The 17,681-nt window shown below is 58.9% G+C and carries 17 protein-coding genes; 6 read left to right on the top strand and 11 right to left on the bottom strand.

Annotated features, from left to right (window positions below; genetic code table 11):
* Nucleotides 1-59: 59 nt before the first annotated feature.
* From IM739_RS14300 to IM739_RS14290, 3 genes are all read left to right on the top strand, one after another.
* Nucleotides 60-686: a thermonuclease family protein gene (locus tag IM739_RS14300; protein WP_237368381.1), complete on the top strand. Its 627-nt coding sequence runs from the start codon at nt 60-62 to the stop codon at nt 684-686.
* Between the two features lie 62 nt (nt 687-748).
* Nucleotides 749-1,393: a uracil-DNA glycosylase family protein gene (locus IM739_RS14295; RefSeq protein WP_237368380.1), complete on the top strand. Its 645-nt coding sequence runs from the start codon at nt 749-751 to the stop codon at nt 1,391-1,393.
* A 50-nt stretch (nt 1,394-1,443) separates the two neighbouring features.
* Nucleotides 1,444-1,932, top strand: coding sequence for an Lrp/AsnC family transcriptional regulator (locus IM739_RS14290; RefSeq protein ID WP_159948143.1), 489 nt, complete (start codon nt 1,444-1,446; stop codon nt 1,930-1,932).
* On the opposite strand, the gene IM739_RS14285 is transcribed toward IM739_RS14290, so the two are convergent.
* The 4 genes from IM739_RS14285 to IM739_RS14270 form a co-directional block, all read right to left on the bottom strand.
* The gene (locus IM739_RS14285; protein WP_237368379.1) at nt 1,929-2,633 is read right to left on the bottom strand and encodes a DNA alkylation repair protein; all 705 of its coding nucleotides are present in this window, start codon (nt 2,631-2,633) and stop codon (nt 1,929-1,931) included. The genes IM739_RS14290 and IM739_RS14285 overlap by 4 nt on opposite strands.
* Entirely contained in the window at nt 2,630-3,505 is an 876-nt protein-coding gene (locus IM739_RS14280; protein WP_272911318.1) for an NAD(P)-dependent oxidoreductase, read from the bottom strand. The genes IM739_RS14285 and IM739_RS14280 overlap by 4 nt, the downstream gene beginning before the upstream one ends.
* A 73-nt stretch (nt 3,506-3,578) precedes the next feature.
* Nucleotides 3,579-5,261 carry a hypothetical protein gene (locus tag IM739_RS14275; protein WP_237368377.1) on the bottom strand — a complete coding sequence of 561 codons (1,683 nt, stop codon included), beginning with the start codon at nt 5,259-5,261 and terminating at the stop codon, nt 3,579-3,581.
* Nucleotides 5,262-5,281: 20 nt separating this feature from the next.
* A complete protein-coding gene (locus IM739_RS14270) occupies nt 5,282-6,094 on the bottom strand; it encodes a methyltransferase domain-containing protein (protein WP_237368376.1) in 813 nt (270 codons plus the stop codon).
* A 158-nt stretch (nt 6,095-6,252) separates the two neighbouring features.
* Here IM739_RS14270 and IM739_RS14265 point away from each other — a divergent pair, with 158 nt between their 5' ends.
* A complete protein-coding gene (locus IM739_RS14265) occupies nt 6,253-6,993 on the top strand; it encodes a DUF2270 domain-containing protein (protein ID WP_442981046.1) in 741 nt (246 codons plus the stop codon).
* Between the two features lie 10 nt (nt 6,994-7,003).
* Here the strand turns inward: IM739_RS14265 and IM739_RS14260 are convergent, their stop codons facing one another.
* The 4 genes from IM739_RS14260 to IM739_RS14245 all read right to left on the bottom strand — a co-directional run bounded on the left by IM739_RS14260 (nt 7,004) and on the right by IM739_RS14245 (nt 9,995).
* Entirely contained in the window at nt 7,004-7,270 is a 267-nt protein-coding gene (locus IM739_RS14260; RefSeq protein ID WP_237368375.1) for an usg protein, read from the bottom strand.
* Nucleotides 7,271-7,478: 208 nt separating this feature from the next.
* Nucleotides 7,479-8,309, bottom strand: coding sequence for an ABC transporter permease (locus IM739_RS14255; RefSeq protein WP_237368374.1), 831 nt, complete (start codon nt 8,307-8,309; stop codon nt 7,479-7,481).
* Nucleotides 8,306-9,109, bottom strand: a complete 804-nt coding sequence (locus IM739_RS14250) for an ABC transporter permease (protein WP_237368373.1) — start codon at nt 9,107-9,109, stop codon at nt 8,306-8,308. The genes IM739_RS14255 and IM739_RS14250 overlap by 4 nt, the downstream gene beginning before the upstream one ends.
* A gap of 112 nt (nt 9,110-9,221) precedes the next feature.
* On the bottom strand, nt 9,222-9,995 hold the full coding sequence (locus IM739_RS14245) for a transporter substrate-binding domain-containing protein (protein ID WP_007608803.1): 774 nt from the start codon (nt 9,993-9,995) through the stop codon (nt 9,222-9,224).
* A gap of 368 nt (nt 9,996-10,363) precedes the next feature.
* Between IM739_RS14245 and IM739_RS14240 the strand changes: the two genes are divergently transcribed.
* Nucleotides 10,364-12,685, top strand: coding sequence for an OmpA family protein (locus IM739_RS14240; protein WP_237368372.1), 2,322 nt, complete (start codon nt 10,364-10,366; stop codon nt 12,683-12,685).
* 75 nt (nt 12,686-12,760) lie between these two features.
* Here IM739_RS14240 and mobB read toward each other — a convergent pair whose 3' ends face one another.
* The 3 genes from mobB to IM739_RS14225 all read right to left on the bottom strand — a co-directional run bounded on the left by mobB (nt 12,761) and on the right by IM739_RS14225 (nt 14,889).
* On the bottom strand, nt 12,761-13,279 hold the full coding sequence (mobB, locus tag IM739_RS14235; protein WP_237368371.1) for a molybdopterin-guanine dinucleotide biosynthesis protein B: 519 nt from the start codon (nt 13,277-13,279) through the stop codon (nt 12,761-12,763).
* A complete protein-coding gene (gene mobA / locus IM739_RS14230) occupies nt 13,276-13,902 on the bottom strand; it encodes a molybdenum cofactor guanylyltransferase MobA (RefSeq protein WP_272911317.1) in 627 nt (208 codons plus the stop codon). Before mobA ends, mobB begins: the two co-directional genes overlap by 4 nt.
* An 81-nt stretch (nt 13,903-13,983) precedes the next feature.
* A complete protein-coding gene (locus IM739_RS14225) occupies nt 13,984-14,889 on the bottom strand; it encodes a DMT family transporter (RefSeq protein ID WP_237368369.1) in 906 nt (301 codons plus the stop codon).
* 256 nt (nt 14,890-15,145) lie between these two features.
* Between IM739_RS14225 and IM739_RS14220 the strand changes: the two genes are divergently transcribed.
* Nucleotides 15,146-17,680, top strand: a complete 2,535-nt coding sequence (locus IM739_RS14220; protein ID WP_237368368.1) for a methyl-accepting chemotaxis protein — start codon at nt 15,146-15,148, stop codon at nt 17,678-17,680.
* The last annotated feature ends 1 nt before the right edge of the window (nt 17,681 follow it).

Here is a 17,681-nt window from a genome sequence, read left to right as displayed (position 1 = left end):
AGATTTTCTACCGCTGACTTACAGCAAGCTTATCGGCCATTTCTTAAGAAGATCCTGTCATGGAAGGATTTGTTTGCCATATGCGCAAAGGATTCGTTGTCGAAATGGGAGAGAATGTGGCGGTGTCCAGATGGCGGTTGCATGACGCAGTTGTGGGTCTGTGCATGCTGGCACTGGTGTTGATCATCATTGCGAAGCTTGAGCAGAGCGCCGTCACGGACATTGTCGGTCCGTTTCATGTGGTGGACGGCGATACGCTTTCGGCAGATGGCAATCGTTTCAGGCTTCTCGATGTCGATGCGCCGGAACTTGGCCAGCGGTGTACGGGCGACAGCAGAATCTATGATTGCGGAAACGCGGCGCGCGACGGGCTGGCCGGGATGCTGGATGGCGCCGATTGGGTATGCGCGGCCAGCGGGCAGGATAAATACGGGCGGCTACTGGTTCGTTGCAAGAGTGGCGAGACGGATTTGGCGGAGGAATTGGTGCGCCAGGGCCTTGTTGTGGCCGACGGTGGCTATCTCGCAGCCCAGGCTGAAGCTCGGGGAGATCAGCGGGGAATTTGGGGCGGAACTTTCGACATGCCGTCTGATTGGCGCCGGGCCCGGCAGTTGGAGGAGATGGAGCCAACGGACGGGTTTCTGACATACGTAGTCGAACGAATTGGCACCTGGTGGGGGAAATGATCGCGTGACCGGCAGAGTTCGTCAGACGCAAGAGAAACGCTCCTGTTCGCTTGAGGCAATTGATGGCTGATCAGGTTGACGTTCTCGGGCGAGCGATCGCCCAATGCCGGATCTGTCGTGACTGCCCGGCGGGCGGTGATGCCGATCGACTGCCGCACGAACCCCGGCCGGTGGCTTATCTGTCGAAGACCGCGCGGATCCTGATTGCCGGTCAGGCACCCGGTCTGCGGGTGCAGGAGACGGGGATTCCGTTCAATGATGCGTCCGGCGATCGCTTGCGGCAGTGGCTCGATGTCGATCGGGAGACCTTCTACGACAGATCGCTGTTTGCCATCGTGCCGATGGGCTTCTGCTTTCCGGGATACAATACGCAGGGGCATGACCTGCCGCCCCGGCGCGAATGTGCACCGCAATGGCGCCAGGCGGCGATGGATGCGATGCCTCAGATCGAACTCATCCTGGCGATCGGTCAATACGCCCAGGCCTGGCATCTGGGCGGTCGGCGTCGCAGGACCATGACGGAGACGGTCGAACACTGGCGTGATTTCCTTCATGGCAATGTTCCGGGGCCACGGGTGCTGGCCTTGCCGCATCCGAGCTGGCGCAATACCGGATGGCTGAAGAAACATCCGTGGTTCGAGGCGGAGGTATTGCCGGCGCTGAGGCGAGAGGTTTCGCTGTTGATAGATCGAAATAATTTTCCTTAATTTGAGCGAATCCCGGTATATCTGAGAAAATCAGTTTTTCAGGACCCGTCATGGACCGTCTCGACCGCAAAATTCTTCGCATTCTCCAGGAAGACTCCACCCTGGCAGTTGCCGACCTCGCAAAGAAGGTCGGATTGTCGACCACACCGTGCTGGCGACGCATCCAGAAGATGGAGGAAGACGGCGTGATCCGCCGTCGGGTGGCGCTTCTCGATCCGGCCAAGGTCAATACCAAGGTGACGGTTTTTGTTTCGATCCGCACGTCGAGCCATTCGATCGAATGGTTGAAGCGGTTTTCGGAGGTCGTGTCGGAATTTCCGGAAGTGGTCGAGTTCTACCGCATGAGCGGTGATGTCGACTATCTCCTGCGCGTGGTCGTTCCCGACATCGCGGCATATGACGCGTTCTACAAGCGCATGATTGCCAGGATCGAAATCCGCGACGTGTCTTCTGCCTTCGCCATGGAGCAGATCAAGTACACGACCGAGCTGCCGCTGGACTACATGATGCTCGACAACAACAAGTCGAACGAGGATTAAGCCGCCGGGCTTTTTCGATGACGGGCGAGAATCTTTTCGCTCGTCAATTCCTTGATGGCTTCCCGTCCAATCCAGCGCGCGGTCTTATCGCCGCTTTCGGCCAGGCGTTCCGCGCAGGCAAGTGCGGGGCCATGGCAGGCCAGATTGCGCTTGCCGATATTGCGCAAGGCCCAGTTCACCGATTTCTTGACGAAGTTGCGCGGATCACCGCGATGTCGCTCGATCAGTGCCAGAAAAGCGAGGAAGGTGGCGTCTGGCTCAGATTTGTTGTGAACGCAGGCGCCGGCGATCATCGCAAACGCAGCCCTCCGCACATATTCGCGATCGTCGTCGGCAAAGTGTGCGACCAGACCTTGCCAGTCAGGCAACTCGGTCAGCAGATCGGCTGCGGCATCGACGATTTCCCATGAATTGAAGTCCGCGGCCCAGGACTGGACATCGGAACTGGTCATTTTTCCTGGATCAGCGGTGTAAATTGCCAACATGCGTGCATCGCGCATGCCGCTTTGCCAGAGTTCCAGTGCGCGGGAATGATTTTTCCCGATCTGACGGGCGATCTTCTGCAGGGTGGGATTTGATATGCCCAGTGCGGTTTCGGTGGCAATGGCGAAGCGGGCCATAGTCCTGACTTGCTGATCGTCGCGCACGCTTTTCAGATGCGCAATGAGATCTTTGGTCGTTGACTGCGGCCCGGGTGTCATTTCTCGAGCCGCGCCAGCAGGGACGACGTATCCCAGCGCTTGCCGCCGAGTTTCTGCACCTCGCCATAGAACTGATCGACCAGTGCCGTGACGGGTAAGGTTGCCCCGTTGCTCTTGGCTTCCGTCAATACGATGTCGAGATCCTTGCGCATCCAGTCGACGGCAAAGCCGAAGTCGTATTTACCGGCGGCCATGGTCTTGTGACGGTTCTCCATCTGCCAAGAGCCAGCCGCGCCTTTGGAGATAACTTCGATAACCTTTTCAATGTCCAAGCCGGCTTTCTTGCCAAAGTGAATCCCCTCCGCGAGGCCCTGGACAAGGCCGGCGATGCAAATCTGGTTGACCATCTTGGTCAGCTGGCCGGCGCCAGTCGGCCCCATCAGGCCGACCATCCGGGCAAAGGCCTCGATGACCGGCTTTGCCTGTTCGAAGGTCTTGTCATCGCCGCCGCACATCACAGTCAACACGCCGTTTTCGGCGCCTGCCTGACCGCCCGACACTGGGGCGTCGATGAAGCCGCAGCCTTTCGCTTCGGCAGCCATCGCCAGTTCGCGCGCCACTTCGGCAGAGGCCGTCGTGTTGTCGATCAGGATCGCGCCTGGCTTCATGCCGGACAGGACGCCATTTTCGCCGATGGTGACGGAGCGCAGATCGTCGTCATTGCCGACACAGGTAAACACGAAATCCGCATCTTTGGCTGCTTCGGCCGGGATGAGCGCGTGGCGGCCGCCGTGCTGCTTCACCCAGGCTTCTGCCTTGGCGGTGGTGCGGTTGTAGACGGTCACATCATGGCCGCCCTTGGCTTTCAGATGCCCCGCCATCGGATATCCCATGACGCCCAAACCGATGAATGCGACCCTTGCCATGCCCATGCTCCCTGCCTGCGAAAATGTCGGCACAAGGCATAGCGCAAGGTTGTGGAGAGGGGAAGACGATCGGTGGAGTTTACTGTTTGACGGGCGCGCCCGCATTTTTACGGATATCGTCATCGCTCAACAAGGTGAGAGACAAGGGACCGAGGCGTCCGGAAATCTCGTTCCATAGACGCCGCAGGCGACGAACGTGCAGATCATCACCGATCCAGTCCATCAGGTGTTCGATAGCGCGGGAGGCGTCTTTCGCTGTGCCCGTAATCGAGGACAATGCCCAACGGCTGAACTCTCCTGCATCCACTTCCCGCACCTGTCCTGCTTCGTCACCAGGGATCAGGAATTTTGCGTTGCTCGTGGTCTGAATGCCTTGCAACAGGTTGTTGGGCGCGAAGAGAACAGCAGCATAAATCCGGTCGAACTTGTCGATTGCTTGCTGTTCGTCGGCCGCTAGCTTTCGATCCTGCTTCAACGCGCGTTCCAGATCAAAAATGGTCCGGACGTTGAACTGGCGTAGCAGCAGGAAGCGGTCCAGTCCGACAACGCAGCAAAGTTGCGCCTGTGCGATCCAATCTATGGCCTGGTAAATGCCATAAGGTGTTTCGATGTGCAGCATGATCGGATTGTAGGTCGCGAGCGACTGGACTTCGGAGATGCCGCATTCCTCCAATCGGAACCGGGTGAAGTAGTCTATGCCATCGATTGCATCGAGTGGTATGACCCTTGTCCAGTCCTTGAATCGGTCGTCGGTCTGCTTGATCCAATTGATAACGCTGGTCGACTTAAGCAAGGCAAATTGTATTGCGCTTTCCGGCAAGAGGCCGAAACACAGTGCCAGCAGGATCCAGATCAGCGGGATACCCGGATTAATCGTGATCGGCGTGTTATTCGATGGCGGCTTTGCGAAATCCGCAATTGCAAGAAGTGGATTGGGCAAGGCTCGGTAAAGGATGATCGTGACGAGGACGGAGACGACGATCATCGCGGCCTGGCGGATGAAGGTGTAAGCAGACAGGTCGAAGACGGCGAGAGCCTTGACCAGATAACGGAGCGAAGCGACATAGGCGCCGATGAAGGCAAAGGCTGCAACTGTCGCGGTGTTTTCTGCTGCAATCCGGATTGTCTGGTTTGCTTCTGCACCGCCAGATCCCGGCAATCCGCCGGTGATGAATAGGCTGAGCACCAGATCCTGCGTACAGGTGGCATTGATCATGCTGCACAAAGGGATGAGTGAAATATAGAATCCGGTCATCACGACAAGTGCGTAGGGCAACGATGACAAGAGCAACTGGCGATCGTGCTGGCGCCCAAAACGATGTGTCTGCTCGATGGTGGCGGTGATCTGGGAGACCAGTTCGTCAGCGTTTTCCTTTGCCCCGGGTTCTCCATTTGGCGGCGTTCTGGATGCTTCCGGGGGCGGCGCGTATGGCTCGACGTCAGCCGAGTATTTCGTCCGGACAAACTCGAATGATGGATTTATGCCCTGTGCGCCATCGCCGCCAGCCGTAGTCGGAAAGGCGGCAATGTAGTCGCGGATCATTCGTAGGCGGCGCAATCTGATCTCGTATCGACCGAAGATCAGACCGATGACTGTGGTTGCGGCCATCGCAATGGCCACCAAGATCGATTCAGTGGTCAGGAACTCTTTCAGTGATGCCCAAATCACAGCCAATGTTTGCATTTGCCATCCCCCATTTGCGGGAAAGCCTAGCAAGAACAAAAAAGGGCGCCACCAATCGGTGACGCCCTGTGGTTGCATATAGCAATCCTCGATTGCGGCTACTTCTTTTTAGCAATGACCAGGTGACCGGGAGACGGTTCGCCGTCCTGCATGCGCACGTTGATGTCGATGATTTCGACGATTTCAAAGCCGGTGGCGGCCAGGCGTTCGCGGACATAGTCCTCGGCGTGGATGAAGCGCTGGTGCGGACCGACCATGTAGGGACGGCCGGCCATGACGTCGGCCGGGCGTGTCTCGGACGAGAAGATGAACAGGCCACCGTCGACCATGTTTTCCGCTGCGCCGAAGAACAGCGGCTCCAGCGCCCCGAGATAAGGCAGTACGTCGGTCGCGGTGACCAGGTCGAAGGCCTTGTCGTCATTATCTTCGAGAAAATCTTCGATTTCCGCGACATACAGGGTCTCGTAGAGATCCTTTTCATGGGCGATTTCGACCATGTTTTCAGAGATATCTATGCCGGTGATGTCATCGACCATGTCGCGCAGGGTGCCGCCAGTGAGGCCGGTGCCACATCCCAGATCAAGCATGCGCTTGAATGGGCCGAGGCCAAGTGTCTGGAGGCGCTGGCGCACCAATGCTGGCACGGCATAACCAAGCTGCTCGACGAGGATGTCCTCGAAGGCTTCGGCATGCTGGTCAAAGAGCGTTTCGACATAGGCGTCGGGCGCTTTGGGTGGTGCATCGCCACGCCCGAGTGCCGCGATACGGACAGATGCTCCACCGTGATCCTCGGGATCAATGTCCAGCACTTCGGCATAGGCTTTTACGGCAGCGTCGATGTCTCCGGATTTTTCGAGCGCCAGCGCGCGATTATAGGCCTCGGCCAATGCTTCTTCGTCGATCTTGGCCATTGCGGCTCCTTGTGGTCTCGGCCGCTTTCCGGCCCTTGGCTGTGGCTCTAGCTGCTCGGCGCCGGAATGGCAATGTGGAGGCGAGATAGTTGGGCCTGCCGCATCTTTGCCGGACTGGTAGAGTATGGCAAGGAAGGCGCTATCGGGGTTAGGATGTCATGTCTGGAGAGCTGGAAGCAAAACACGTCAGCATCGAACCGTCGGCGGCTACGGCGGCTTCGGGAACTGCGCCGACATTGCCGGCTACTTCTGCGGAAAAAGCCAATATGATCATCCACTATTATCGTGGAGAAATGGGGCGCATGACCAGTTGGCGCGATCGCATAGACCGGACATCCAACTGGTCAATGACGGTGGTCGCAGGTCTACTGTCGGTTTCGCTCTCAACGCCAACGTCACATCATGGCGTCATCCTGTTCGCCATGCTTCTGATATCGGTATTCCTGATGATCGAAGCGCGACGATATCGTTTTTTCGATGTCTACCGCGCGCGGGTTAGGCAGTTGGAGCGTCATTATTTTGCGCAGGCGCTTTGCCCGCGGCCGGAGTTGAAAAGCAACTGGGCGGAAGTCATAGCCGACAGCCTGCGCAAGCCGGTGTTTCTGATCGAATATCGCGAGGCACTGTTTCGACGCATCCGGCGCAACTATGGCTGGATGTACGTGATATTGTTGCTGGCCTGGACGCTGAAGATCTCAAGCCCGAAATTGCAGCCTGACGAAGTGCCCGTCGAGTTTGTGACTAGCTTCGGGCAAGTGGTTGCGAATGCGCATCTGGGGCCAATTCATGGCCTCATCATTCTGGCTGCGGTCGGGCTATTCTATCTCGCAATTCTTATCGCGGTTTTGTACCGCGATCCCGAAGATGGCGAACTGTCGCATGGCGATGCGCACGTCTGACCGTGCGACCTCAATGCAGGATGAATTCGCCCTTCAGGGCGCGCCATTCGCTGGCGCCTATCATCTTCTGATGAACATACTGGACAGAATGAATCGGCCCTTCGATCTTGTCCTGCCAGAAGCGAAGGAAGCCCTTCATTTCTGGAAAGTCCGGCGCCAGATCGTATTGCTGCCAGACATAGGTCTGCAGCAGCAACGGATGGTCGGGCAGGCGATAGAGGATCTGGGCCGTGGTGAGACCATAGCCCTTCAGCATCAGTTCCATTTCGTTGTTCATGCTTGTTCGCTCCGTATCCCTTGTCTGGGGATCGGTGCGGACGGTGACGCGCTTCCGCAACCGACCGGGGCCGCGACCAACGCGGGCCCTGTGGATCATGGAACCATCAGATAGTTAATTGCGCATTAACCTTGAGGTGGTGCGTGAAAAAATCAGGAAAGTCAAAGCCTTGGCAGCCCTCATGCACGAGTGCTGCCAAGGCTTTGTCCTATCGCTTCAGATGGCGCGTGAGGCGTGTCTCCAGCCAGGCCCAAGTGTGACGCAGGGCCTCGACGATCGTGAGATAAAAGATCGCAGCCCAGAGATAGGTCTGGTAGTCGAATGTGCGCGAGAAGGCATAGCGGGTCTGTCCCATCAGGTCGAGCACGGTGACAACAGCGACGACGGCCGAACCCTTGACCATCAGGATGATTTCGTTGCCGTAGGGGCGCAGCGCCACGATCAAAGCCTGGGGCAGGATGATTTTCCAGAAGGTTACGGAGGTCGGCAAGCCGAGGGAATTGGCGCCTTCCGTCTGGCCACGCGGCACGCTCTGGATAGCGCCACGCAGGATTTCTGCCTGGTAGGCAGCGGTGTTGAGTGTCATTGAAAAGGCCGCGCAATACCAGGCTTCGCGGAAGAACCACCAGAGGCCGATGGACTCGATCTGCGGCCGAAACGAACCCAGGCCATAATAGATCAGATAGATCTGGGCGAGCATCGGCGTGCCACGAAACACATAGACATAGAGGTAGGATATCGTGTTCAGCAGCTTGTTGCTCGACATACGCGCATATGCAACGGGTACCGAGAGCACTGCGCCAAGGGTAATCGAGGTGACGACCAGGCCAAGGGTTGTGCCAAGGCCCTGGAGATAGCGTGGGCCATATCGGACAAACTTGTCGGTGTCCCAGTTGTTGATCATCATATAGACGAGCCCGACACCGAAAAGTGCCCAGATCGCGAGGGCGATATAGCCGATCACGCGTGCCGGAGTGAGAACCCTTGCGGCAATTGGCGGAGCCGGACGTGCGGGAATCAGATCGAGGGCAAAACTCATCGGCTGGCTCCCGAACGGTTGCTCCATCGGGCAAGGGCATTGATGCCGACCGACGAAAGAGTGGCGAGGGCGAGGTATAGCGCGCAGGCCAGTGCGTAGAAGAAGAAGGCTTCCTTGCTGACCTTGGCCGCCACCCCTGTTTGTCGCAGGATGTCGGAAAGGCCGATGACGGAGACCAGCGCGGTATCCTTCAGCAGGTTCATCCAGAGATTTCCAAGTCCGGGGAGGGCAATTCGGATCAGCTGTGGCACGATGACGAGCCACATGGTGCGTCGCCGGGATAGGCCAACGGCGCTGCCAGCTTCATATTGTCCCTTCGGTATGGCGCGGAATGCCGAGAGCAGTACCTCGGAACAATAGGATGAGAACACCACGGACAGAGCCAGCATGCCTGCAAAGAAGGCATTGATCTCGACACGCTGTTCGCTGCCGAACCAGGACAGCATTGTCTGGATCAGCATCTGGAAGCCGTAGTAGACAATGAAAAGCGTCAACAGTTCCGGCAGGCCACGGAAGATGGTTGTGTAGATACCGGCGGCACTGCGAAGGCTTCGTTCCTCCGATTGCATCGCCAGAGCGATCATGAATCCGAGCATCAGTCCGAAGGGCAGGGTAATCACGGCAAGCGTGATGGTAACCTTGACGCCCAAGGCGATCTCGTCGCCCCATCCCACCGCGCCGCATGATATGATGCCGTCGCCAGCGAGCAGGGTGAACACGCCGGCTGGCCCGCAGAATGGATCAAACACATGCCCGATCCACGCCCAGACTGAGCCCAGCGCGGAAAACAATCCGCTCATGCCATATCCCCCTTAGCGGTTTGCCCGCATTTGATTATTGCTTCAGCATGAAATGCAAAATGGCGGAAGCATAGAACTTCCGCCATTCGCAATCGTATTGGCGATCCGGCGGTTACTGGCCGTAAACGTCGAAGTCGAAATACTTGTCGTTGATTTCCTTGTACTTGCCACTCGCACGGATGCCAGCGATTGCTGCCGTGAACTTGTCCGCAAGCGCGGTTTCGCCCTTGCGGACGGCAATACCGGCGCCTTGGCCGTTGATGTCGACATCGACCGGAAGCGGAGTCAGGATCTTGCAGCAGGTGCCGGCGTCCGACTTGACCCATTCAGACAGAACGACGATGTCGTCGACGACGGCGTCCACACGACCGCCTTCGAGGTCGAGCTTGTATTCGTCAGCGGTCGGATAAAGCTTGAGCTCGGAATCAGCCATATGCTTTTCGGCATAGTTGGCGTGCGTGGTCGAGGACTGGGCGCCAAGCGTCTTGCCCTTCAAACCGGCAACGTCGGTGATCGGGGAGTCCTTCGGCACGGCAACAGCCGGCGGTGTGTTGTAGTACTTCTTGGAGAAGTCGACCTTCTCAAGACGTTCCGGGGTGATCGACATGGATGCAATGATCGCGTCGAACTTCTTGGCCTGGAGAGCCGGGATGATGCCGTCCCAATCCTGCGTCACGAATTCGCAGGTGACCTTCATCTCGTCGCAAAGCGCCTTGGCGATGTCGATGTCAAAGCCGACGAGGGTACCGTCGGCTTCCAGGTTGTTAAACGGCGGATATGCGCCTTCGGTCCCGATGATGATCTTTTCCTGCGCCAATGCTGCGCCAGCAAACAGCGACAGTGCGGCGATCGAAGCTGCAGCCAAGAAACGTGTGGGAATACGCATGTGATCCTCTCTGTTGGTGGATGCCGTTTGTTTTTGTTGGCGGCTATCCGTGGTCGGTGCGGCAATTGATCGGCCACACTTGGGCCCAATATTCGTCTGGTTTTCCCGCTGAAATCAACAGGAAACCGTAGAGGTCCAAAAATTAGCGTGTTTTTCTTGTGTTGAAACCAGCGGTCGCGCCCTATTTCACGCACAGGCCGCATGGAGCAAAACGGCGTCCCGCTCGTTCAGGTGGGGTTAATTTGATCGAACCTAGGTTCTTGGCGAGGCTCGGTTCCATAGAATCGGCGAAACAGAATAAAAGTTGCAGTCTGGATGGTTTGACCATCGTCGACCCCAGGCGGGACTAAGGGAAGGAAACGCAAGGCATGTTCAAAAACAGATTGCTGAACACGGTGGCCATACCGGTGCTTTCAATGGCGGTACTGGCCAAACCCGTCATGGCATCGACCATTGGCTATTCACAGACGAAATCGCAGTCGCGCCAGGCCGAGGAAGGCCTGATCCAGCTGGCTCAGGCGGTTGTCTGCAGCGATGGTGCGGAAGCGGCTGATCAGGACGCGTGCAACGCGCGCGATGCCCAGCGCGCGGCAGAGCAGGAGGCCGCACGCCAGGCCGAGGAAGCGCAAGCTGCGCAGCAGGCCGCCGCGGAAGAAGCACAACGCGCCGCTGAAGAAGAAGCTGCCCGTCAGGCTGCTGAGCAGCAGGCCGCGCAGGAAGCGCAGAAGGCTGCCGAAGAACAGGCCGCACAGCAGGCTGCCGCAGAGGAGGCCCAGCGCGCCGCCGAAGCCGAGGCCCAGGCCGCGCAGCAGGCCGCCGAAGAAGAGGCTGCCCGCCAAGCCGCCGAGCAGCAGGCTCAGCAGGAAGCACAGAAGGCGGCTGACGAACAGGCCGCTCAACAGGCTGCTGCCGAGGAGGCGCAACGCGCCGAGGCTGAGGCACAGGCCGCGCAGCAAGCCGCAGAAGAAGAAGCCGCTCGCAAGGCTGCGGAAGAACAGGCAGCGCAGCAACAGGCCGAACAGCCCGCAGCCGACGCACCTGCAGCCATGGTCACATGTACCGACGGCTCCCAGGCGGCCAGCGCCGAAGCTTGCCCGGTGCCGGAAGCCGCGCCGCCAGCAGAACAGGCCCCTGCCGAACAGCCACAGACAGAAGAGGCCCCGGCCGCAGAAACGCCTGCGGAAGCACCTCCTGTAGAGCCGTCGGCTGAACAGCCGGCTCCGGCAAACGAAGCACCAGCACCCGAGGTGCCAGCAACCGAGGCACCGGCAACCGACACCCCTGCCGAAGCGCCAGCCGAAGCTCCGGCTGACAGCGGACAGACCACTGGTGAAGCCGCGCCGGCCGAACAGCCGGCAGCTGAGCAGGTCGTCGTGCCTGCCGTTGAACCGCCGGTCGATCAACCTGTGCCGGAACTTGTCGAGACGCAGACCGAGGAGCAGAAACAGGAAATCGCCGCAGATCCGTCGCAGACATCCGAAACAGTCGTGTTGCCGGTCGAAGGCGGCGCGGCCGTGCTCGACAGCGACAAGGACGCCGACAATGCCGGTGGTCAGGCGTCGCGCGAGCAAAGGACGCAGTTGCGCGCCGCGGAAGAGGTCGCACCTGCCCCGGAAACCGACGCTGCCGCGCAGGCCGAGGGCGCCCAGGTGGAGAGCCAGGTCATCCAGGCGACTGTCGCGGAAACCGGCACCAAGCTCGATGCAGCGCCGGCATTTGCCGTTCCGACATCTGTGACCAACAACGCGACGAACATCACCAACAATGTGACCAACAACAATGTCACGAACAACACGATCATTCAGAACAACGTCGTCAACCAGGTGACTGAAGTGAAGGTGATCGAGCAGATCGATGACCGTACGATCATCAATGTCGGCAACCAGATCGTGGTGCGTGGCGACGACCGTCAGCGCCTGCGCTATGACTCGGAAGAGACGTTCTACGAAGAACTTTCTCGTGGTCGCACCCGCGAGACGATCGTGCGTTCGAACGGTTCGCGCCTGGTGACGATCTACAATAGGTATGGCGATATCGTGCTGCGTTCGCGCATCACGCGTGACGGAGAAGAATATGTGATGATGTATTCGCCGGAAGCCGACGAGGAGCGTCCGCAGGTCTTCGTCGACGTTGGCTACTCCCTGCCGCCGATGCGGCTGACGATTCCGGTCCAGGACTATATCGTCAGCACGTCACGCGAGCCGGATCGTGACTACTATGATTTTCTGGGTCGTCCGCCGGTCGAGCGTGTCGAGCGTGTCTACTCGATCGATGAAGTGAAGTCGTCTGCCCGCCTGCGCGACAAGGTGCGCCGTATCGACCTCGATACGATCACTTTCCCGTCAGGGTCGGCCGAAGTTCCGCTGGCACAGGCGAAGACCCTGCGCCAGGTGGCAGCCGCCATGGAGCAGTTGCTTGAAAAGGATCCGGGCGAAGTCTTCCTGATCGAGGGCCATACCGATGCCGTCGGTTCCGACCGTGCCAATCTGGTGCTGTCCGACCAACGTGCCGAAACGGTGGCCAACCTCCTCACCGAAGTCTACGGCATTCCGCCGGAAAACATGTCGGTTCAGGGCTACGGCGAACGTTATCTGAAGATCCGCACGGAAGCCGGCGAACAGCAGAACCGCCGTGTCGCGATCCGCCGCGTGACGTCGCTGGTGCGCCCGGCCGCTGCAGCGAACCGGTAAGCTTTAGCTTATCGAAGATCATTGAAGGGCCGCCGGAGAGATCCGGCGGCCTTTTTCTGTCTGAACCTTTGTGCGTTATAGGCGGGTGAGGCCAGTCACTTCGGCGACGAAGTCGGCGATTGTGATCGTATCGTCGAGATCGAAGATTGGGAGGGTGGTGTCGTCCACGGGATGGTCGGCAGCGATTGCCACGATGTACGGATCGGTCGGGGAAAGCGGTTCGCGGTTGTTCGCCTCAAGCCGCCGCGCCTCGATCTTGGGTACGGCCTCGCGTTTATAGCCCTCGATCAGGACTAGGTCGCAAGGACCTATGCGCGCCAGTATCTCCTCGAAGGATGGCTCGGCTGCGCCGCGCAGTTCATGCATGATGGCAAACCGGGTGCCGGAGACGATGACGACCTCCGTGGCTCCGGCCTGTCGATGGCGGTAGCTGTCGGCGCCGACCTTGTCGATATCGAAGTCGTGGTGGGCATGCTTGATGGTCGATATGCGATAGCCGCGGCGGGTGAATTCTTCCACCAGCCTCACCGCAAGCCCGGTCTTGCCGGAATTCTTCCAACCGGAAATGCCAAAGATACGAGGCCGCTCGCTCATCCTATGCCTTTCTGCAGCAGAGCCTCGGCCTGCGCGAGGTCCTCCGGCGTGTTGATGTTGAAGAAGGGATCGCGTGGACCCATTTCGGTTTTGATCATGGGAAAATCGACGATCACGCGAGGATGTCGCTCGGCGAAGTCGAAGACGCGTCGATGGTCCGGGTCATCGAGCCAGACTTTTAGGTCGGATGCCAGATTCCTGGGCCACAGGGCAATCACAGGATGGGTTCTGCCACCAGAGGCCGCAAGAATGATGGTGCCGGTGGTGGCCTCAGCAGAAAGGCGATCGACGAGATCGAGGGGCAGGAAAGGTGTGTCGCCGGGAACAGTCAGGATATGGCTGTACCGCTCGCCGTGCTGCTCCAGCGCGATCAAACCCGCCAGCACGCCGGCGAGAGGCCCCGGCCTGTCCGGCAGCGGGTCGGGATAGTTGGGAAGGCCGAGATCAAGCGGATAATCTGTAGGCGCATTGCTCCAGACCGGATCGGCCTGACTTCTCAGGCGGTGTAGGATGTGAGCGATCAATGGCTTGCCGCCCAGAAGCATCTGCGTCTTTTCGCGCCCCATGCGCCGCGATTGGCCGCCGGCAAGAATGATGGCGGGAAAGCGATCTTGTTTGCTCATCTCCAACCTATGCAGCCTTCCGAATGACACGCGGATCGAGTGGCAATCGACTTCATTTCCGACACATGCCTCGGTGCAATTTCAGGCAGGCGTTGTGGGCCCCGCGCTTGCAGCCACCCGTGCCTTGCGCTTGTTTTCCCGATAGAACGTGTAGAGGCCCGAGGCAATGACAATGCTCGCGCCGAGCAGCGTCGCCGGTGTTGGCAGTTCTCCGAAAAATACGAAGCCGAGCAGGACCGCCCAGATCAGACTGATATAGCGGAACGGGGCGATGAACGAAATTTCGCCGGTTCTCATTGCCATGATGATCGATTGATACCCGACAAACAGAAAGCCGGAGGCGACGATCATCGTGCCATAGGCGCCCAAGGAGATCGGCCGCCAGCCGCCATAGACTGGTATCAGCAGCAATCCGGCAAAGGAAATGCTGGCTGCGGTGAAAAGCGTGACGGTAAACGAGGAGACATTCGGGTCGATTTTCTTGGTGACAAGGTCGCGGCCCGCTGCGGTGATCACGCTGATGACGACATACAGAGCCGCCAGTGTAAAACCTTCGGGACCCGGCTGAATGATGATCATGACGCCAATGAAGCCGACGCCAATTGCCGTCCAGCGGCGCCAACCGACCGGTTCGCGGAAAAAGAGTGCCGCCCCCAGCGTCACTGCAAGCGGCAGCGACTGCAGGATGGCCGACGCGTTGGCGAGCGGGATCTGGCCCAGTGCCGTCAGGAATGTGATCGCGGCGATTGTCTCCAGCGCTATGCGACAGAGGATCAGCGGCTGAAACAGGTTGCGGATGTGATCCAGTGCACCGAGCCGTCTGGCAACGAGATAGACCATCATGGTGGTCAATGCGCCGCGCACGAACATGATCTGTCCGACGGTCATTTCGTCGGTCACGGACTTGGTCAGAGCGTCGTTGAAGGTGAAACCGGCCATCGAAAGCGCCATCAAGGCTGCGCCTCGCGTATTGTCGGATAATGCCATTTTGAACGGATCCTGAAACTTGCAGGGATCCTTCTAAACGAAGCCCGGAAGAGGCGGTACCGCTTTTCGAGCAAAAACTACAAAAGTTCAGGTATCCAAACGGCTTAAAAGCGCAAAAAATCTGGGCATCGATTAACGTTTGTTCAAACTTGCAGGCGGAAGCTCGATACACTTGTTCCACATGAGGTGGAAACCGCCCGTTTGACGCCGCGCAGATGTTTTCAAGCGTGGGCGCCGACCTCGTTCCGAGGGTTTCATGAGTTTCATAGATCGCCTCCTGCAGAGCCGCAGGATTGTTACGAAAGTGCTCCTTTTTGTCGTCCCTCTCGTTCTGCTGATGGCTGGTGTCGGGCTTCTGGGTTACCGAACTGCCAGCATGCTGAACGGTCATATGACCGTCACCCGCGCCACAATCGGCAATATCAGCGATCTCGAGCAGGTTCAGGGTGGCTTGCAGGAGTTCAGTCTCGACCCGACCGACAAGAGCCGCGAAGGTGTACTGGCGGCGGTAGACAAGCAGGAGAATGGCCTCGCTGTGCTGGATGGTGTGCTCGCAGGGCAGGCGCAGAAGGCGGACCTGAGCGATCTGCGCGCGCTGCCGCAGCGCATGCGCGATCAGACCAAGGCGATGTGGGACAACAAACAGGAACGCAGCGCGCTCGATGCTGGACTGATCGAAGCCGTCGCAGCTCTGCAGGGCGATGGCAAGCAGATCGTCAAGCAGGTGGATTTCGTCCGCAAGGAACTTGCCGACAAGGAGCGCTTTGCCAAGGAACTGTTGTTCGACGCTTCGGCATTCCAGTCGCTGATCGATCGACTCGGCAAGCTCCGGGTTGCGGTGCAGATGGGCTTTACGCCAGCCGAACAGCTGGATGAAGCCAAGCTATATGCCGGTGCTATGCAGAAGGATCTGGTCAAGGCGCAGGCGATTGCGTCCGACAAGGGCAAGGTGTTGATCGATGAAGTGGCCGGCGCCATGGGAAGGATCGACTCGATCCTGAAATCGCAGGATGCCGATGACGTCAGGGCGCAAGGCCTGAACAAGGTTTTGGCCGAGCTCGTGCTGATTGAACAGAAGATCACGCTTCAAGCATCGAAAAACAGCGATGTCGCAGCCGACCGCTTCGTCGGTCTGGACAAACTCGTGGCTGACCAGAAGGAACTCATGAGCCTGGTCGATGACGCCGCCATGGAAATCGCAACGCTCGAACTGCGGGTGCAGAAAATGCGTGGCAGCCTGGACGAGGCATCACGCGGGATCGTCCTGTCGAACGTCTCGGCGCTTGGCGAAATGGCAGCGCGAATTTCCGAGCTCGGAGCCAAGAACAGCACGCTTCGCGATTTTTCCAAAACCATCGCGCCGCGCCTGAAAACGATCGAGGACAATTCGCAGGCCCTGCTCAAGGCAGGGGGAAACTGGCAGTCGTTGCGTCTGGCATCCACTGAGTATGTCTCCACGGCGATGGCCTCGCTGCGTGACTTTGTCAGCAATGCCCAAGAGGTCGGCAAGGAGGACAGCGAGCGGTCAGCGACCATATCGATCATCACCATGGTGGCCGGAACGCTTTTGGCCATTGTCGGCGGTCTGATGCTGATCGAGACGCTGCGTGCGCCCCTCAAGCGCATCACCGGGGTGATGTCGCGGCTGGCGAATGGCGATCTGTCCGTGCCGATCGAAGGGCGCAATCGTGGCGACGAGATCGGTGACATGGTCCGTTCCGTGACGGTATTCCGAGATGCCGCACTCGAGAACAAACGGCTGGAAGAGGAGGCGGCGCAATCTCGTGAATTGTCGGCACGCGAAACAGAACTGCGCGCTGAGGAGCGTGCCCGGGTGGAGGCCGATCAAAGGGCAGCCCTTGAAGCGCTTTCGTCGGTGCTGCAGGCGCTTGCCAACGGCCACCTGAATGTCAGCATGCGCGAGGATCTGCCTACAGACTTCGTTGCCATGGCGACGACCTACAACCACGCGGTTGAAGCACTGCGCGCGACCCTTGACGAAGTGCGTGGCGCCAGCTCCGACATCAATGCCGGTACCGAAAATCTTGCCGTGTCTGCCGATGATCTGGCGCGACGCACTGAACAACAGGCGGCGGCACTTGAAGAGAGCGTGCGGGCCTTGTCGCATCTGAGCGATGTCGTTCGCTCCACAGCTGATGGTGCTGGTCGCACCGCCCGCTCCGTCGCATCTGCACGCGATCATGCGCGGCAGTCCGGGGTCGTTGTGAAAAAGGCCGTCGAGGCGATGGCCGAGATCAGCCGTTCGTCCGACAAGATCTCGACCATCATCGGGGTCATCGACGAAATTGCCTTCCAGACAAATCTGCTCGCCCTGAATGCGGGTGTCGAGGCGGCGCGGGCCGGGGAAGCGGGACGCGGATTTGCCGTCGTTGCCCAGGAAGTCCGTGATCTTGCACAGCGTTGTGCGAACGCGGCGAAGGAGATCAAGCAGCTGATTTCGGTCAGTGGCGGTCAGGTGAAATCCGGTGTCGAGCTGGTCGAGAATACCGGTGAGGTCTTGCAGACGATCATCAACCAGGTCGAGGAGGTCCAGGGGCTGGTCGAGACGATTTCAGCGGCCACCCGCGAACAGTCGACGGGCATCAGCGAAGTGACCAGTGCGGTGCGCGACGTCGAGCTTATTACCCAGCAGAATGCCGCTATGGTCGAAGAAAATAATGCCGAAATTCATGGCCTTCGCCAGCGGGTGGAGAACCTAATGGGCAAGATCGAGCATTTCCGCACTGAGGCACCTGCCGCACAGCATCAAGCGCTACGACGGATCGCCTGAG

The organism is Rhizobium sp. SL42, assembly GCF_021729845.1.
In the GTDB taxonomy this organism is placed as follows: domain Bacteria; phylum Pseudomonadota; class Alphaproteobacteria; order Rhizobiales; family Rhizobiaceae; genus Allorhizobium.
Note: the sequence above shows the minus strand (reverse complement) of the source record. Positions and strands in the feature narration are given on the sequence as shown.

What these genes read in the sequence shown, in the direction of transcription:
- IM739_RS14300 (WP_237368381.1), top strand. Translation starts at nt 60, where the DNA reads ATGGAAGGATTTGTTTGCCATATGCGCAAAGGATTCGTTGTCGAAATG.
- IM739_RS14295 (WP_237368380.1), top strand. Translation starts at nt 749, where the DNA reads ATGGCTGATCAGGTTGACGTTCTCGGGCGAGCGATCGCCCAATGCCGG.
- IM739_RS14290 (WP_159948143.1), top strand. Translation starts at nt 1,444, where the DNA reads ATGGACCGTCTCGACCGCAAAATTCTTCGCATTCTCCAGGAAGACTCC.
- IM739_RS14285 (WP_237368379.1), bottom strand. Translation starts at nt 2,633, where the DNA reads ATGACACCCGGGCCGCAGTCAACGACCAAAGATCTCATTGCGCATCTG.
- IM739_RS14280 (WP_272911318.1), bottom strand. Translation starts at nt 3,505, where the DNA reads ATGGGCATGGCAAGGGTCGCATTCATCGGTTTGGGCGTCATGGGATAT.
- IM739_RS14275 (WP_237368377.1), bottom strand. Translation starts at nt 5,261, where the DNA reads ATGCAACCACAGGGCGTCACCGATTGGTGGCGCCCTTTTTTGTTCTTG.
- IM739_RS14270 (WP_237368376.1), bottom strand. Translation starts at nt 6,094, where the DNA reads ATGGCCAAGATCGACGAAGAAGCATTGGCCGAGGCCTATAATCGCGCG.
- IM739_RS14265 (WP_442981046.1), top strand. Translation starts at nt 6,253, where the DNA reads ATGTCTGGAGAGCTGGAAGCAAAACACGTCAGCATCGAACCGTCGGCG.
- IM739_RS14260 (WP_237368375.1), bottom strand. Translation starts at nt 7,270, where the DNA reads ATGAACAACGAAATGGAACTGATGCTGAAGGGCTATGGTCTCACCACG.
- IM739_RS14255 (WP_237368374.1), bottom strand. Translation starts at nt 8,309, where the DNA reads ATGAGTTTTGCCCTCGATCTGATTCCCGCACGTCCGGCTCCGCCAATT.
- IM739_RS14250 (WP_237368373.1), bottom strand. Translation starts at nt 9,109, where the DNA reads ATGAGCGGATTGTTTTCCGCGCTGGGCTCAGTCTGGGCGTGGATCGGG.
- IM739_RS14245 (WP_007608803.1), bottom strand. Translation starts at nt 9,995, where the DNA reads ATGCGTATTCCCACACGTTTCTTGGCTGCAGCTTCGATCGCCGCACTG.
- IM739_RS14240 (WP_237368372.1), top strand. Translation starts at nt 10,364, where the DNA reads ATGTTCAAAAACAGATTGCTGAACACGGTGGCCATACCGGTGCTTTCA.
- mobB (WP_237368371.1), bottom strand. Translation starts at nt 13,279, where the DNA reads ATGAGCGAGCGGCCTCGTATCTTTGGCATTTCCGGTTGGAAGAATTCC.
- mobA (WP_272911317.1), bottom strand. Translation starts at nt 13,902, where the DNA reads ATGAGCAAACAAGATCGCTTTCCCGCCATCATTCTTGCCGGCGGCCAA.
- IM739_RS14225 (WP_237368369.1), bottom strand. Translation starts at nt 14,889, where the DNA reads ATGGCATTATCCGACAATACGCGAGGCGCAGCCTTGATGGCGCTTTCG.
- IM739_RS14220 (WP_237368368.1), top strand. Translation starts at nt 15,146, where the DNA reads ATGAGTTTCATAGATCGCCTCCTGCAGAGCCGCAGGATTGTTACGAAA.